General features: G+C 63.6%; 15 protein-coding genes. 9 read left to right on the top strand and 6 right to left on the bottom strand.

What is annotated here, in order from left to right:
- Positions 1-25 precede the first annotated feature (25 nt).
- The 4 genes from CHU94_RS05460 to CHU94_RS05445 form a co-directional block, all read right to left on the bottom strand.
- Positions 26-604, bottom strand: a complete 579-nt coding sequence (locus tag CHU94_RS05460) for a cytochrome b (RefSeq protein WP_094477561.1) — start codon at positions 602-604, stop codon at positions 26-28.
- Between the two features lie 129 nt (positions 605-733).
- The gene (locus CHU94_RS05455) at positions 734-997 is read right to left on the bottom strand and encodes a VF530 family DNA-binding protein (RefSeq protein WP_094477559.1); all 264 of its coding nucleotides are present in this window, start codon (positions 995-997) and stop codon (positions 734-736) included.
- Positions 998-1,034: 37 nt separating this feature from the next.
- Positions 1,035-2,018, bottom strand: coding sequence for a response regulator transcription factor (locus CHU94_RS05450; protein ID WP_094477557.1), 984 nt, complete (start codon positions 2,016-2,018; stop codon positions 1,035-1,037).
- On the bottom strand, positions 1,996-5,511 hold the full coding sequence (locus CHU94_RS05445) for an ATP-binding protein (RefSeq protein ID WP_255033856.1): 3,516 nt from the start codon (positions 5,509-5,511) through the stop codon (positions 1,996-1,998). The genes CHU94_RS05450 and CHU94_RS05445 overlap by 23 nt, the downstream gene beginning before the upstream one ends.
- A gap of 105 nt (positions 5,512-5,616) precedes the next feature.
- On the opposite strand from CHU94_RS05445, the gene ureA reads away from it, so the two are divergent.
- The 9 genes from ureA to CHU94_RS05395 all read left to right on the top strand — a co-directional run bounded on the left by ureA (position 5,617) and on the right by CHU94_RS05395 (position 13,212).
- The gene (gene ureA / locus CHU94_RS05440; RefSeq protein WP_094477555.1) at positions 5,617-5,919 is read left to right on the top strand and encodes an urease subunit gamma; all 303 of its coding nucleotides are present in this window, start codon (positions 5,617-5,619) and stop codon (positions 5,917-5,919) included.
- Between the two features lie 15 nt (positions 5,920-5,934).
- Entirely contained in the window at positions 5,935-6,528 is a 594-nt protein-coding gene (locus tag CHU94_RS05435) for a HupE/UreJ family protein (RefSeq protein WP_094477553.1), read from the top strand.
- Between the two features lie 10 nt (positions 6,529-6,538).
- Entirely contained in the window at positions 6,539-6,844 is a 306-nt protein-coding gene (locus tag CHU94_RS05430) for an urease subunit beta (protein ID WP_094477551.1), read from the top strand.
- Positions 6,845-6,977: 133 nt separating this feature from the next.
- The gene (gene ureC, locus CHU94_RS05425) at positions 6,978-8,696 is read left to right on the top strand and encodes an urease subunit alpha (RefSeq protein ID WP_094477549.1); all 1,719 of its coding nucleotides are present in this window, start codon (positions 6,978-6,980) and stop codon (positions 8,694-8,696) included.
- 5 nt (positions 8,697-8,701) lie between these two features.
- Positions 8,702-9,160 carry a GNAT family N-acetyltransferase gene (locus tag CHU94_RS05420; protein WP_094477547.1) on the top strand — a complete coding sequence of 153 codons (459 nt, stop codon included), beginning with the start codon at positions 8,702-8,704 and terminating at the stop codon, positions 9,158-9,160.
- Between the two features lie 56 nt (positions 9,161-9,216).
- Entirely contained in the window at positions 9,217-9,864 is a 648-nt protein-coding gene (gene ureE, locus CHU94_RS05415; RefSeq protein ID WP_094477545.1) for an urease accessory protein UreE, read from the top strand.
- Between the two features lie 8 nt (positions 9,865-9,872).
- Entirely contained in the window at positions 9,873-10,550 is a 678-nt protein-coding gene (locus tag CHU94_RS05410) for an urease accessory protein UreF (protein ID WP_094477543.1), read from the top strand.
- A 46-nt stretch (positions 10,551-10,596) separates the two neighbouring features.
- Positions 10,597-11,256 carry an urease accessory protein UreG gene (ureG, locus tag CHU94_RS05405; protein WP_094477541.1) on the top strand — a complete coding sequence of 220 codons (660 nt, stop codon included), beginning with the start codon at positions 10,597-10,599 and terminating at the stop codon, positions 11,254-11,256.
- A gap of 159 nt (positions 11,257-11,415) precedes the next feature.
- Entirely contained in the window at positions 11,416-13,212 is a 1,797-nt protein-coding gene (locus tag CHU94_RS05395; protein WP_141211390.1) for a hypothetical protein, read from the top strand.
- A gap of 2 nt (positions 13,213-13,214) precedes the next feature.
- Here CHU94_RS05395 and CHU94_RS05390 read toward each other — a convergent pair whose 3' ends face one another.
- Both CHU94_RS05390 and CHU94_RS05385 read right to left on the bottom strand, forming a co-directional pair.
- Positions 13,215-13,487, bottom strand: a complete 273-nt coding sequence (locus CHU94_RS05390; protein ID WP_094477537.1) for a hypothetical protein — start codon at positions 13,485-13,487, stop codon at positions 13,215-13,217.
- Positions 13,480-14,379, bottom strand: coding sequence for an ArdC family protein (locus CHU94_RS05385; RefSeq protein ID WP_094477535.1), 900 nt, complete (start codon positions 14,377-14,379; stop codon positions 13,480-13,482). Before CHU94_RS05385 ends, CHU94_RS05390 begins: the two co-directional genes overlap by 8 nt.
- Between the last annotated feature and the right edge of the window lie 62 nt (positions 14,380-14,441).

The following is a 14,441-nucleotide window of genomic DNA, read 5'->3' as shown; positions in this document are numbered from 1 at the left end:
TCCTGTAAAAAAATACGATGAGGCGTTAGCGGCCACCTGGCAACATGCGGCCAATCAGGCCATCCTTGTCCACCAGCTGGTGCTTCAGGACTGCGGCAATGTGCAAGCCCGCCAGTCCGACCAGGGCAAACGCACTTAGTTCATGGAAGGGCTTGATAAGCTCTGCCAGCGCCTTGTCCACCGGCACAAAGTCCGGCAGGGGCAGCACACCAAACACCACGATGGGGAAACCTGCCGCCGAGCTGTAGGCCCAGCCAATCAGCGGCACCAGAAAGAACAAGGCGTACATCGCGTAATGCGTGCCGTGGTGGGCCCAGTGCTGCCAGGCGGGCATGGCCTTGGCAATGCTGTCAGGCAGCGCCGGTGGACGGTGCGTAGCGCGCCACAGCAGACGCACGACCGACAGGGCCAAGAGCGTGATACCCGCCCACTTGTGCCAGTTGTAGAGCTTGAGACGGGCTGGCGAGAAAGGCAGGCTGGTCATGTACAGGCCAACGCCGAACAGGCCCAGAATGGCCAAGCCCAGCACCCAGTGCAACACGATCGCGGTGCGGCTGTACCGCGTTGCGGGCGCCTTGAATGTGGAGGTGGAGGAAGAAACCATGGCCGCAAGTCTAGGGGGCCACGGGTTTCCCTATTTTGAATTGGATTGATGATCCGATTCAAATATTGTGAACGGACAAGTTCCCGATTTCACCAACCAGAAACCCAATAGCACGACGAGTGGCGCGATTTAACGCCCTGAACGGCGCTGCTCGCGCAACATGAACAGGTACAGGCCCTCGACCTTCTCGCGCGCCCAGGGCGTTTTGCGCAAAAACTTGAGGCTGGAGGCCACGCTGGGGTCGAGGTTGAAGCATCGAATCGGGATACGTTCACCCAACTCTTCCCAGCCGTAAAAGTCTGCCAACTCGGTCACGATGGCCTCCAGCGTTTTGCCGTGCAGGGGGTTGTTGGCTTGCTTGGCAGGTGCGGGCTTGGGGGCGTCAGTGCTCATGCGGACATTGTCGCAGTGTCAGCCACTGCGGTCTGCGCTAGCCTTCAAATTGCGGGTGCAGTTGCCGGATGCGTGACATCGCCATGCCAGCCGCAGCGGTGCGCGTCTCTACGCCCAGCTTTACGAACACGCGCTCCAGGTGCTTCTTCACCGTCATGGGACTGCTACCCAGGATGTCGCCGATGTCCTTGTTGGTCTTGCCCTTGACGACCCAGTACAGCACCTCAGCCTCCTTGGCGGTGAGCTTGAAAGACAGGCTCATGGCTTCAATGACGGCGGTGTCGGATACCTCGCGCATGACGATGAGCCAGTCGCCACCGGCGTCGCTGTCGCCAATCTGCTGGTGGAGGCGGAAAGTCAGACGCTTGGGGCCGCGCTCCAGGCTCAGCTTGCCGGGCTCGGCACCGCGCGCCACGGTCGGCAAGCAGGCCTGCAACCAGCCTAGCACCTCGGGCGGGGTCTGGGGTGCTTGGGTCCCGCAGTAGCGCTCCAGCAGCTCGCGGGCCAGCGGGGTTTGCCACATGAGGCACCCGTCTGCCGCGCGCACGGTGATGGTGGCGTAACCAAAGGCGTCCAGCGCGTTGCGCGTCTGGCGCCGCTCGCGCGCGCCGGCCAGGTGCACGCCCATGCGCGCCAGCACCTCCTTGGGCTTGATGGGCTTGGTCACATAGTCCACGCCACCACTCTCCAAGGCCGCCACCAGGTACTCGGTCTCGGTCAGGCCGGTCATGAAGATTATGGGAATATGGGTGGTGCTGGGTGCGGCCTTCAGGCGGCGCGCCACTTCAAAGCCATCCATGCCGGGCATCATCGCGTCGAGCAAGATGACATCCGGCAGGCCCTGGGTGGCGCGCTGCAACGCGGCCTCGCCCGAGGTGGCGATGAGCACGGTGTAGCCCGATTCATCGAGTGCATCGTGCAGCACCGACAGGTTGTCGGGCACGTCATCGACGATGAGCACCACATCGCTGTTGGCGCGGTCCAGGGTGTCATCGGAGTCAGAGAGAAGTGGGGCTTGCATCCAGCGCTTTCTGCAATTGGGTGGCCATGGCCTCGAACTGGTACTGGCGCGCCAGCGCGCCCATGAACTGGGTAAACGCCTGGCACTGCGGTTGGGCCGCAGCAATGGCGTCGAGCTTGTTGACGATGCCGCGGTAAAAGCCCAGGCGCACCAAGTCGAGTAAGGCTTGGCAATCGGCCGCGGCGGGCCACACCAGTTCGACAGGCGCGACCACTGCCACGGCCGCTGGCTCGGGGGCACGCAAGGTGTCAACCCATTCCAGCGCGAGCTTGCGCTCCAGCCAGTCCAGCAGTTCGGTGTGGCGCACGGGTTTGACGATGAAATCTTCGGGCGGGAGGCCTAGGCCGTTGTCCAGCCCCCGGTCAAAGGCATTGGCCGACACAATGGCCACCTGTGGCTGCATGCCGCCCAAGGCCGGGTTGGCGCGGATACGGCGCAGCGTTTCCCAGCCGTCGATGCCGGGCATGGCCAGGTCCAGCAAGACCACGTCGGGCTGCAGACCCGCAGCCAACAAGTCCAGGCAGTCATGGCCACTGGCGGCGGTGCGCACCTCAAAACCCAGCGGTTCCAGCAGGCTGACCAGCAGTTCCCGGTCAGCTTCTTCGTTATCCACCACCAGCACCTTGCGACGCGCGCCCGCATACCCAAGGCGCGGCTTGCGTGCCGCAGCGGGGCTGACCTTGTCATGCGCAGTGGCAGGCAGGTGCAGTTCTGGCAGGAAGAGGCGCACCTGAAAGACCGAGCCCTCCCCGGGCACTGACGATGCCGACAATTCGCCGCCCATCAAGTCGGTGAGCATCTTGGCAATGGTCAGGCCCAGGCCCGAGCCTGTGGTTCCGCCAGCCGAGCCCCCGGCAGCACTGGCACCGCGAGTGAAGGGTTCGAAGATGCGGTCCAGGTCTTCCTGCGCCATGCCGGGGCCGGTGTCGCACACCTCCACCTGCGCCATCTCGCGCGCGTAGCGCAGGCGCAGCGTCACGCTGCCCTGCTGGGTGAACTTGATGGCATTGCCCAACAGGTTGAAGAAGATCTGGCGCACACGTTTCTCGTCCGCACGCACCCATTCGGGGATGGCTCCTTGCACCTCAAAATGGAACTGCAGTCCCTTGGCCGCCGCCTGCAGCTCGAACATGCTGGCCATCTCGTGCATGCCGCTGGCGAACTGCATGGGCTTCACATTGAGTGTGAGCTTGCCGCTCTCGATATGCGCCATGTCCAGTGTGCCCTCGATGAGTGAGAGCAAATGCTCGCCACCGCGCTTGATGACGCTGACCGCCTGCTTGCGGTGCGCGGGGATGGAGGCGTCTTCGCCCATGAGCTGCGCGTAGCCCAGGATGCTGTTGAGCGGCGTGCGCAGCTCGTGGCTGATGGCGCTGATGTAGCGGCTCTTGGCCTGGTTGGCGGCCTCAGCGGCCTGCTTGGCACGCTCGGCCAGCAGCTTGGCATCTTGCAGGGCCTCGTCGGTCTGGCGGTGCGACTCGATTTCGCGCATCAGCAAATGGGTTTGCCGGTTCGATTCTTCCTGTGCAACCTGCCGGCTCTTGTGCGCGAGCACCAGCCACCAGGCCACGATGCCCGACATCAGCAGGAGCGCCGCAAACGCCTTGCTAAAGCCTGATCGCAGCGAGGCTTGCATGGCGCTCTGCGCGTCGCCGAGCGCTGCTAAGGCACCCAGCTCCTGCATATAGAACATGCCAAACACCGTGGCCAACAGTGGCACGATGATGAGCATCAGCAGGATGAAATGGCCCAAGCCCGTATCCAGATACGGCCACACCGGTTTGGGCAACAGCCAGCGCAGCGCGGCCGACCACTGGGTGGACAGGTTCGCGTGCGGCTTGCACATATCGCCACAGCGCGCATCCAGCGTGCAGCACAAGGAGCAGATGGGCCCTTGGTAAGCCGGGCAATGGGCCATGTCCGGGCCCTCGTACTCGCGCTCGCAAATGACACAGTGCCTGGACTGCAAGCGCTGGTAGCTGCCAAAAGCGGCGCTGACATCAGACTGCCGGGCTAGGTAGTACTTGCCCTTGGTCAGCCATGCAATCAGCGGTGAAGCCACCATGGCCGTCACCAAGGCAACTACCGCCGAGAAGGCCTTGGCCAGCTCCCCAAACAGCCCCAGGTAGGCGGAAATGGACAGCAGGGACGCCAGCGCCATCGCGCCCACGCCCACGGGGTTGATGTCGTAGAGATGGGCACGCTTGAACTCAATACCCTTGGGCGACAGGCCCAGCGGTTTGTTAATGACCAGATCGGCCACCACCGCCATGATCCAGGCGATGGCAATGTTGGAGTACAGGCCCAGCACATCGCCCAGCGCCTGGAACACATTCATCTCCATCAGCATGAAGGCGATCACGCTGTTGAACAGCACCCACACCACGCGTCCCGGGTGGCTGTGCGTGAGGCGCGAGAAAAAATTGCTCCAGGCCAGCGAACCTGCGTAGGCATTGGTCACATTGATCTTGAGCTGCGACACCACCACAAACACCGCTGTGGCCGCCACGGCCCAGCCCAGCGTGGGAAACACATACTCATAGGCTGCCAGGTACATCTGGTTGGGATCTACCGCGCGGTCAGTAGGCACGCTGTGCTGAATCGCCAGGTAAGCTAGAAAAGCGCCCCCCAGCATCTTGATGACCCCCAGCACCACCCAGCCCGGCCCGCCCACCAACACCCCCAGCCACCAGCGGCCGCGGTTGGCTGCGGTGTGGGCCGGCATGAAGCGCAGGTAGTCGGCCTGCTCCCCCATTTGGGTAATCAGCGCAATGCCCACCGTTAAAGCGGCACCAAACAAGTGCAAGCTAAAGCCACCAGCGCCGCCAAGATCACCAACATAGTGCGTAATGCCGGCAAACGCCTGCGGATCACGCACCAAAACAAAGCCAAACGGCACCACCAGCATGACCAGCCACAGCGGCTGGGTCCAGATCTGCAGACGGCTGATGGTGGAGACACCGTGGGTCACCAGCGGAATGACCACCAGCGCGCAGATCAGATAGCCCCAGGTGGGCGGGATGTCCAGCGCCAACTCCAGCGCATAGGCCATGACGGCAGCCTCCAGCGCAAAAAAGATGAAGGTGAATGACGCATAGATGAGCGAAGTGAGCGTGGAGCCGATGTAGCCAAAGCCCGCGCCGCGGGTCAGCAGATCCATGTCCACCCCATAGCGGGCGGCGTAGACACTGATGGGCAGGCCGGCCAGAAAGATGACCAGGCCCGTGGCCAGGATGGCCCAGAGCGCATTGACAAAACCGTACTGCACCAGCAGCGTGGCGCCCACGGCCTCCAGAATGAGGAAAGAGGCCGCGCCGAAGGCGGTGTTGGCCACGCGCCATTCGGACCACTTGCGAAAGCGCTGCGGCGTGAAGCGCAGGGCGTAGTCTTCCATGGTCTCGCTGGCCACCCAGTTGTTGTAGTCACGGCGGATTTTCACCACCCGCTGGGCGGGGGCTTCGTCGGTGGAGGGGGCGGGGGGAGCGTGGTGCACAGCACCAAGGGTGCAGATTTCATGCCACCAGCCTGGGACGTTTGGCGTATGGAGGAAGGCACAGGGATTGCTTACAGTGCTGAATCCCCAATACCAAACAACGCCATGGAACTCACGCCCAGAGAGAAAGACAAGCTGCTGATCTTCACCGCCGGCCTGCTGGCCGAGCGGCGCAAGGCACGCGGCCTCAAGCTCAACTACCCCGAGGCCATCGCCCTGATCAGCTGTGCCGTGATGGAAGGCGCCCGCGACGGCAAGACCGTGGCCCAGCTCATGAGCGAAGGCCGCAACGTGCTGACCCGCGATGACGTGATGGACGGCATCGCCGAGATGATTCCCGACATCCAGGTGGAGGCCACCTTCCCCGACGGCACCAAGCTGGTCACCGTTCACCAACCCATTGTTTAAGCCCGCGGAGAACCCATGCGAACCTTCACCAAAAACGCTCTTCTTTTGATAGCTTCTTGCGCAATAACTACGGGGGCTAGCGCCCATACTGGCCATGGAACAGAAAGCCTGATGGAGGGACTGGTTCACCCCTTCGGATTGGATCACCTGCTGGCCATGGTGGCAGTGGGCGTCTGGTCTGTGAGCGCCCTGCCCGCCCACAAAGCCTGGCAAGGTCCGGCCACCTTCTTGCTGGCGCTGGTCCTGAGCGCCGTGCTGGGCGCCAGCGGCGTGACGCTTCCCTATCTGGAACACGCCATCGCCCTGTCGGTCGTGCTCTTCGGCGCCATGCTCATCGTCGCCGCCAAACCCATTCCCAAGGCGTTCGGCCTGGGCCTGATTGCCACCGCCGCATCGCTGCACGGCCTGGCCCACGGCGCTGAAACACCCGCAACCGGCTTTGCGGGCTATGCCGCAGGCTTCCTGCTGACCACCGCGGTGCTGCACTTGGGCGGTGTGGGCCTGGGCTTGGGCATCCGCCGCAAGCTGGCTGCACGCAGCGGTGTGGTGCTGGGCGGCCTGGGCACGGCGCTAGGCTTTGCCGGCGTGTACCTGTTCAGCCAAGTCTGAGGGCCAGCCCATGACCCCCGGCGAAATCCTCACCGACGAGGGCGACCACGCCCTCAATACCGGCCGCCGCACACTGACCGTGGTGGTGCAAAACACTGCAGACCGCCCCATCCAAGTCGGCTCGCACTACCACTTTGCCGAAGTCAACGGCGCGCTGGGCTTTGACCGCGCCGCCGCCCAAGGCATGCGCCTGAACATTGCCTCCGGCTCGGCCGTGCGCTTCGAGCCCGGCCAGCAGCGCACCGTGGAGCTGGTGGACTTTGCTGGCGACCGCGTGGTCTACGGCTTTCGCGGCCTGACCCAAGGGAATCTTTAAATGATGCACACACATTTGCAAACCCATCAAACCCAAGGATGCCGTGGAACCGGCTTTGCCGGGCCACTGGCATTGCCCCCGGCAAGGGGGGTGGCGGAGAGTGCGCAGCACCGCAGCCTGGGGGTGAACTGATATGGCTACTATCGGACGCCGCGCCTACGCGGAAATCTTTGGCCCCACCACCGGTGACCGCGTGCGCTTGGCCGACACCGGCCTGCTCATCGAGGTGGAGAAGGACTACACCCTGGCGGCTGGTGCCTACGGTGAAGAGGTGAAGTTTGGCGGTGGCAAAACCATCCGCGACGGCATGGCCCAATCGCAGAAAACGCGGGCCGAAGGCGCCATGGACTGTGTGCTGACCAACGCACTGATCCTGGACCACTGGGGCATCGTCAAGGCCGACATTGGCCTGAAAGGCGGCCGCATTGCCGCCATCGGCAAGGCCGGCAACCCGGATACGCAGCCCGGTGTGGACATCATCATTGGCCCCGGCACCGAGATCATCAGCTGCGAGGGCAACATCGTCACCGCGGGCGGCATCGACAGCCACATTCACTTCATTTGCCCGCAGCAAATCGAAGAGGCCCTGTCCAGCGGCGTAACCACCATGCTGGGTGGCGGCACCGGCCCGGCCACCGGCACCTTTGCCACCACCTGCACACCTGGCCCCTGGAACATCGAGCGCATGCTGCAGGCAGCAGATGCCTTCCCCATGAACCTCGGTTTCCTTGGGAAGGGCAACGCCAGTCTGCCCGCGGCGCTGCACGAGCAGATCAACGCCGGTGTCATCGGCCTCAAGCTGCACGAAGACTGGGGCACCACGCCCAGCGCCATCAGCAACTGCCTGGACGTGGCCGACGAGACCGACACGCAGGTCGCCATCCACTCCGACACGCTCAACGAATCGGGCTTTGTGGAAGACACCATTGCGGCGACCAAGGGCCGCGGCCTGTGCGCCTTCCACACCGAGGGTGCGGGCGGCGGCCATGCGCCCGACATCTTGCGGGTGGTGGGCCAGGACAACTTCTTGCCCAGCTCCACCAACCCCACCATGCCCTACACCCAGAACACGCTGGACGAGCATGTGGACATGCTGATGGTGTGCCACCACCTGGACGCTGGCATTGCCGAAGACCTGGCCTTTGCCGAGAGCCGCATCCGCAAGGAAACCATTGCAGCTGAGGACATCCTGCACGACATGGGCGCGATCTCCATGATGAGCAGCGACAGCCAGGCCATGGGCCGCGTGGGCGAAGTCATCATCCGCACCTGGCAAACCGCCGACAAGATGAAGGCCCAGCGTGGCAGCTTGCCCGAAGACAGCGTGCGCAACGACAACTTCCGCGCCAAGCGTTATGTGGCCAAGTACACCATCAACCCGGCGATTGCCCATGGCATCAGCCATGAGGTGGGATCGATTGAAGTGGGCAAGTGGGCCGACTTGGTGATCTACAAGCCCGCCTTCTTTGGCGTGAAGCCTGCGCTGATCTTGAAGGGCGGCTTCATCGCGCATGCGGCCATGGGCGACCCGAATGCGTCCATCCCCACGCCCCAGCCGGTGCACTACCGCCCCATGTTCGGCTCGTTCGGTGGCGCGTTGCACAAGGGCTCGTTCACCTTTGTGTCGCAGGCCGGTTTCAACGCGGGTGTGAAAGAGCGCTTTGGCCTGGCCAAGAATGTGGCAGCCGTGAAGAACATCCGCGGCGTGCGCAAGCAGCACATGGTGCACAACAGCTACCTGCCGGTGATGGAGATTGACCCGCAGACCTACACCGTGCGCGCCGATGGCCAACTGCTGACCTGCGAGCCCGCGGTGAAGCTGGCGCTGGCGCAGCGGTACTTCCTGTTTTGAGCGCGATGCGGATCATCGCAGGCGGTTTGGAGCACCCGCGGGTGCAAGACTTGCTGGAAGCGCACTTGCGCTCCAGCCAGTCCCACTCGCCCCCCGGTAGCGTCCACGCACTCAACCTGGACGCCTTGCGGCACCCCAGCATCCGCTTTTGGACGGCCTGGGACGGCGAGGACCTCATGGGCTGTGGTGCCCTCAAAACACTGACGCCCGCGCATGGGGAGCTCAAGTCCATGCGCACCGCAGACGCGCATCTGCGCAAAGGTGTTGCACGCCAGATGCTGGACCATATCGAAGCAGAGGCACGCGCTTTGGGTCTGCGGCAGATCAGCCTGGAAACCGGCTCCCATGCCCCGTTTGCGGCAGCGCGCGCGTTGTACGCCAGGGCAGGCTTTGTGGAGTGTGGACCGTTTGCCGGCTATGTACTCGACCCCTACAGCACCTTCATGACCAAACATCTGCTGTGACCTGCCCCTGCGCGCCTGGGCCACAATGCCAGCATCCTTTGTTCATCTGAATACCTATGCTCCAAGTCTCCAAATGCATCCCCCAAGGCCAAGGTCTGGCTTCGGTTCTGCTCAAGCGCGCCAGCAGCGTCGAGCTGGACTGGGATGTGCGCCAGAAAAGCCGCTTTGACGCCACCGACTCCGCCGGCCGCACGCTGGGCGTGTTTCTGCCCCGCGGCACCACAGTGCGTGGCGGCGATGTACTGGTGGCCGAAGACGGCTCGCTGATCAAGGTAATTGCAGCGCCCCAATCGGTGTTGAAGATTACGCACTGCAGCGACCACGGCACGCCCTTCGACCTGATACGCGCTGCCTACCATTTGGGCAACCGCCATGTGCCCATCGAGCTTCAGCCCGACCACCTGAAGATCGAGCCCGACCATGTGCTGGCCGACATGCTACGCGCCATGCACCTGATCGTGAACGCCGTGGACGAGGCCTTCGAGCCCGAGAGCGGGGCCTATGCCACCGGTGGCCACCATGGCGGACACCACCATGGACACGACCACGACCATGGGCACGGGCACTCCCATGCTGGCCATGACCACGCCCCCAAGCCTGCAGCCAGCTTGCGCGGCATCCCGGTGGCGGTGCAGGCCCCACCCCATGTGCATGGCCCGGACTGCAAACACGACCATGACCATGGTCACCATCACGGCCAATAGTCAAACGCATGCTCGACAGCAGCCTGATGCAACTGATGTGGCTGGCCTCACCGGCCTTGCCCATTGGCGGATTTTCCTACTCGGAATGCCTGGAAGCCGCTGTGGATACAGCGCGAGCCGCTACAGAAACAGAAGCATCGGCCTGGCTGGTGGACCAGTTGCACCTGACACTGGCACGCTCTGACCTGCCCGCGGTCGCCCAAGGGATTGCCGCATGGCGTGCTGAGGATATGGCGCGCGTAACCGAGCTCAACGCCTGGGTGCTACAGACCCGCGAGAGTGCCGAGCTGCGCGCCCAGACCGAGCAAATGGGCAAGAGCCTGCTGGAATGGCTGAAGAACCACACCACGGCAACGCCTGCCCAAATTGCCGTGCTCGCTTCACAAGAACCGACCTACCCCATCGCCTACGCGCTGGCCGCCAGCGCCACCCAAGCCCCGGTGCGCGAGTGCCTGCTGGCCTACGCTTTTGGCTGGGCTGAAAACATGACCCAGGCGGCCATCAAGTCTGTACCCCTGGGCCAAAGCGCGGGGCAGCGCATCCTCTCCAAGCTGACCGCCGAGATTCCTGCCGCCGTGGACCATGCGCTGGCGGTGACTGACGCAACCCGCCAGGCATTTGCCCCCATGTTGGCCATCCTCAGCAGCCAGCATGAGGTCCAATATTCAAGGCTTTTCAGGTCCTAGACCTTATAGATACTGCGCAAACAGCTCCTTTATTCATAGCAAACTTATGTCGACCCTGCACCACATCCCCAACCGTACCAAGCACCTCCCTCCCCTGCGCGTGGGCATAGGTGGCCCTGTGGGCTCCGGCAAAACCACGCTGCTGGAGATGCTGTGCAAGGCGATGCGCGAGCAGTACGACCTGGTCGCCATCACCAACGACATCTACACCAAGGAAGACCAGCGCCTGCTCACCGTCAGCGGCGCGCTGCCAGCCGACCGCATCATGGGCGTGGAAACCGGCGGCTGCCCGCACACCGCCATCCGTGAAGACTGTTCCATCAACCTGGAGGCCATCGACCGCATGCTGGTGGACCACCCCAATGCCGACATCGTGTTTGTCGAGAGCGGCGGCGACAACCTGGCCGCCACCTTCAGCCCAGAGCTGAGTGACCTCACCATCTACGTGATCGACGTGGCCGCGGGCGAAAAAATCCCGCGCAAGGGCGGACCTGGCATCACCAAGAGCGACCTCTTCGTCATCAACAAGACCGACTTAGCCCCCCACGTGGGCGCCAACCTAGACATCATGCGCAGCGACACCGAGCGCATGCGCAACACGCCCAAGGGCATGAAACCTTTTGTGATGACCAACCTGAAAGACCTGACCGGCCTGCAAGACGTGATCGCCTTTATCGAAACCAAAGGCATGCTCAAGGCAGCCTAAGGCCACGCTGTCCGCAGGTAGAATACGCAGCTCTGGAAGCTTGGCCGAGCGGTTTAAGGCACCGGTCTTGAAAACCGGCGAGGGTTTATCCCCTCCGTGAGTTCGAATCTCACCCTCCCCGTCGAACTTAAAGTAAGTCGTTGATTTGTCGATAAGTTCTTGAAAATCAAGGACTTGGAATCGATAGGTGTGCCAAATATGTGTGCCACACGGAATCAACGCGAAGTGCCCGAAAACTTTTACCGGCCCGACCACGGCCGCACGCTGAACTGGTACGTTCGGCTGGTCCCTCCGACCCCGCTCAAAGGCATGCCAGGGGTGCGCGAGTTCCGCAAATCCACCGGCACAGCCGACCTGCGCCGTGCCAAGGCCATTGGTTCCCAGCTCATCGCGGACAAGCGGGCCGAGTGGGATCAACTGCTCGCCAAGGCCAAAGGCCCTGCAACCAGCCCACGCGTCCTCACCCACGACCTCATCGAGCACATCTGTGCACGGCGGCTGTACCACTGGATGCGGCTCGACGACGAAGCCCGCTTCGAGGGCGACGGCTACGACGATGCTGCGGGTGCGGCGCTGGCGCAGCTCTGCCAGGTCACTGACCAGTCCATGCGCTCGGTGGTGCAGCGGGGCAAGGCCTCGCCGGAATGGGGCAACGTACTGGATGTCATTGACCTGTGGTGCATGCAGGTTGACTGTCTAGTCGAACGCACCGACCCGCTCTATCCGCAGCTCGTCCGGGCCTTCGCCGAGGTGGAGCGCGACGCGGCAGGTCGGCTGCTCCGCCGCACCGATGGTGAGGCAACTCCGACACCGGCCAAGCCTGCCGCCGAAGGCGACATGCTCAGCGCCATGAATGACCCGTACCGGGACTACAAGCGCCAAACCTCAGGTGCCAAGCACCTGGGCACGTCGCTGAACATCTGGTCGCGGCTGATCACCCACATGGGCGATGTGCCGCTGGCCTCTGTGAAGGGCGCTGACCTTTACGAGTTTTTGGAAGCGCGCATGCGCGCACCTGACAAGCCCTGGTCGATGAAGCATGCGCACGGGCTCGTCAAGCGCACCCTCCGGGAAGTTTTCGGCCTGGCGCGAACGCGCGGTATGTTGCAAGGCGCGAACCCGGTCGATGACATGGAGGTCATGCCGATGCTGACCGCCAAAGAGGAGCGGGCTCGCAAAAAGCCCCGCCACCCGTTCACGGACGCGCAGCTCACGACCGTGTTCACCTCGGACTGGTATCAGGCCGGGTCCGACCGGTGGCGCGGCAAGATGGGCCGGGACCTCGCGGCGCGGTACTGGGTGCCGCTGGTCTGCCTGTTCCACGGCAACCGCGTGCGTGAAGTGCTCCAGCTGGTGGCCTCGGACATCAGCAGTGCTGGGGCCGTGCCCGTGGTGCACTTCCGCGCCGAGCTGGAAGGCGAACAGGCCGACCTGCTGGCTGCTGGCACGGCGCGCAGCGTCAAGAACGAGGCAACCGAGCGGGTGGTCCCGCTGCATCCCACGCTGTGCACGTTGGGCTTCGTCGAATTCGTCCAGCAGCGCCGTCAGGCCGATGGCGAGCACGCGATGCTATTCCCGTCCAGCCTGCCGACGCCAGGCGGAAAGAACCCGATCCTCGGCCGCGCCTACGAACAAGCCTTCTTGCGCTACGTGCGCGACGAACTCGCCTTCGGCCGTGGCTTTGGCAACCACAGCTTTCGCCACCAACTCGAAGACCGCATTCGCGACGCACAGCGCCCCGGCCACCAGTGGCCTGCTGGCATGGCACAGGCCTACACAGGCCGTAAGCGCCTGCGAGGCCAGGATGTGGGCCTCATCGAAACCGAGGGCAGTGAATCGGCCTATGGCCGGGGTCACGGCCCCGCCATGCTGCTGGAGTACGTCAAGACCCTGAACTTTGACGGCGTCACGCTACCGGCCCCATACGGGGCCTGGGCCATGGAAGCGAAGAGCTGAGGCTATGTTCGCGAGCGGTACAGCACGGTGCCGCAGGTCACACAGATATGACGGCGCCGGTCAAGCTCTCCGTCCAGGTGCTGCAAGAAGACACGCTGCCCGCCGCACATGTGGCAGCGACACCCCCCGTTCTTGACCGAATCGGGGTGCAGGCACTGGTACTGCTCGAACGTGGGGAACCGGCCATAGATTCGCCAGTTGACCCACCAGACCAAGCCAGCGAACAAGGCAACACCTCCCACCACCACGGCCAGCATCAACATTGTTTCAACCATGGCGCACCCCTTGGTGTTGGTAAAGGTAGTCGGCAGCGCGCTGCGCCTGGGCTGCGGCCGTGAAGATGGCTCGGCTATCGCCTTGCAGGACCTTCAACCAGTCCGCTACGTAGGCAGCGTGGTCCTCGCGGGGCTCTGTGCCGATTTGCAGATCAGCACAGACGAAGGCAGCGCACAGCTCGGCCACCAGCTCTTCCACGGCATATGCGGCATCACCGAAGCGCTTGCCGAACTCTCGCGCAAGGCGCTGCGGGTGGCCTGTCCAGTGAGCAAGCTCGTGGGCCTTGGTTGCGGCGTAGGCGGCAGCGTCTTTGAAAGCCGAAGGCTGGGGTAGTTGCACAACGTCCGGACCGGGTGCGTAGAAGGCCCGGTCGCCGCCGTGCTGCACGCGGGCACCCGTCGCGGCAAAGAAGGCCTCGGTCCGCTCGTCGGGCGTCACCTGGGAATGCTCCGCGCTGAATCCTGCACCGGTGGCAGGCAATCCATCCAGCTGCTCAACGTTGAACACCGTGTAGCTGCGCAAAAAGGCGACGCCTCGCGCCTGCGCTGGCTCTGCTGCGTCTTCATCGGCGCTAGTCGTGTCAGCCGCAGTGTGCCGACCTGCGTAAACCACCAGTGCACCACGCTCGCCCTTGCGGACTTGACCACCAAGGGCTTCGGCCTGCCTGTAGGTCAGCCATGTGTTGTGCTGATAGCCCCGCTCCTGGGCCGTGCACCACAGCAACAGCACGTTGATGCCCCGGTACGGTTCCCCGGTGTGACGCATCGGCCGCCTCAAGGTGCTGACCTGAGCCTTCCAAGGGCAGGCCCAGGGCCTTACGCCCTGCGCCAGGGCGGCAATGATGCGTTGCGTGACCTCGGCGTAGAGGTCTCGGCGTGGTTTGGTTTCCATGGGTGTTCTCCTGTCGGGTGTGGGGTGCTGTGGATGGCACCCCTGCCCGTTGGCGAAACCGG

The organism is Rhodoferax sp. TH121 (assembly GCF_002251855.1).
In the GTDB taxonomy this organism is placed as follows: domain Bacteria; phylum Pseudomonadota; class Gammaproteobacteria; order Burkholderiales; family Burkholderiaceae_C; genus Allorhodoferax.
This window is presented reverse-complemented; position numbering and strand designations above follow the sequence as displayed.

What these genes read in the sequence shown, in the direction of transcription:
- ureG (WP_094477541.1), top strand. Translation starts at nt 10,597, where the DNA reads ATGTCGACCCTGCACCACATCCCCAACCGTACCAAGCACCTCCCTCCC.
- ureA (WP_094477555.1), top strand. Translation starts at nt 5,617, where the DNA reads ATGGAACTCACGCCCAGAGAGAAAGACAAGCTGCTGATCTTCACCGCC.
- CHU94_RS05435 (WP_094477553.1), top strand. Translation starts at nt 5,935, where the DNA reads ATGCGAACCTTCACCAAAAACGCTCTTCTTTTGATAGCTTCTTGCGCA.
- ureE (WP_094477545.1), top strand. Translation starts at nt 9,217, where the DNA reads ATGCTCCAAGTCTCCAAATGCATCCCCCAAGGCCAAGGTCTGGCTTCG.
- CHU94_RS05450 (WP_094477557.1), bottom strand. Translation starts at nt 2,018, where the DNA reads ATGCAAGCCCCACTTCTCTCTGACTCCGATGACACCCTGGACCGCGCC.
- CHU94_RS05430 (WP_094477551.1), top strand. Translation starts at nt 6,539, where the DNA reads ATGACCCCCGGCGAAATCCTCACCGACGAGGGCGACCACGCCCTCAAT.
- CHU94_RS05455 (WP_094477559.1), bottom strand. Translation starts at nt 997, where the DNA reads ATGAGCACTGACGCCCCCAAGCCCGCACCTGCCAAGCAAGCCAACAAC.
- CHU94_RS05410 (WP_094477543.1), top strand. Translation starts at nt 9,873, where the DNA reads ATGCTCGACAGCAGCCTGATGCAACTGATGTGGCTGGCCTCACCGGCC.
- CHU94_RS05390 (WP_094477537.1), bottom strand. Translation starts at nt 13,487, where the DNA reads ATGGTTGAAACAATGTTGATGCTGGCCGTGGTGGTGGGAGGTGTTGCC.
- CHU94_RS05420 (WP_094477547.1), top strand. Translation starts at nt 8,702, where the DNA reads ATGCGGATCATCGCAGGCGGTTTGGAGCACCCGCGGGTGCAAGACTTG.
- ureC (WP_094477549.1), top strand. Translation starts at nt 6,978, where the DNA reads ATGGCTACTATCGGACGCCGCGCCTACGCGGAAATCTTTGGCCCCACC.
- CHU94_RS05460 (WP_094477561.1), bottom strand. Translation starts at nt 604, where the DNA reads ATGGTTTCTTCCTCCACCTCCACATTCAAGGCGCCCGCAACGCGGTAC.
- CHU94_RS05385 (WP_094477535.1), bottom strand. Translation starts at nt 14,379, where the DNA reads ATGGAAACCAAACCACGCCGAGACCTCTACGCCGAGGTCACGCAACGC.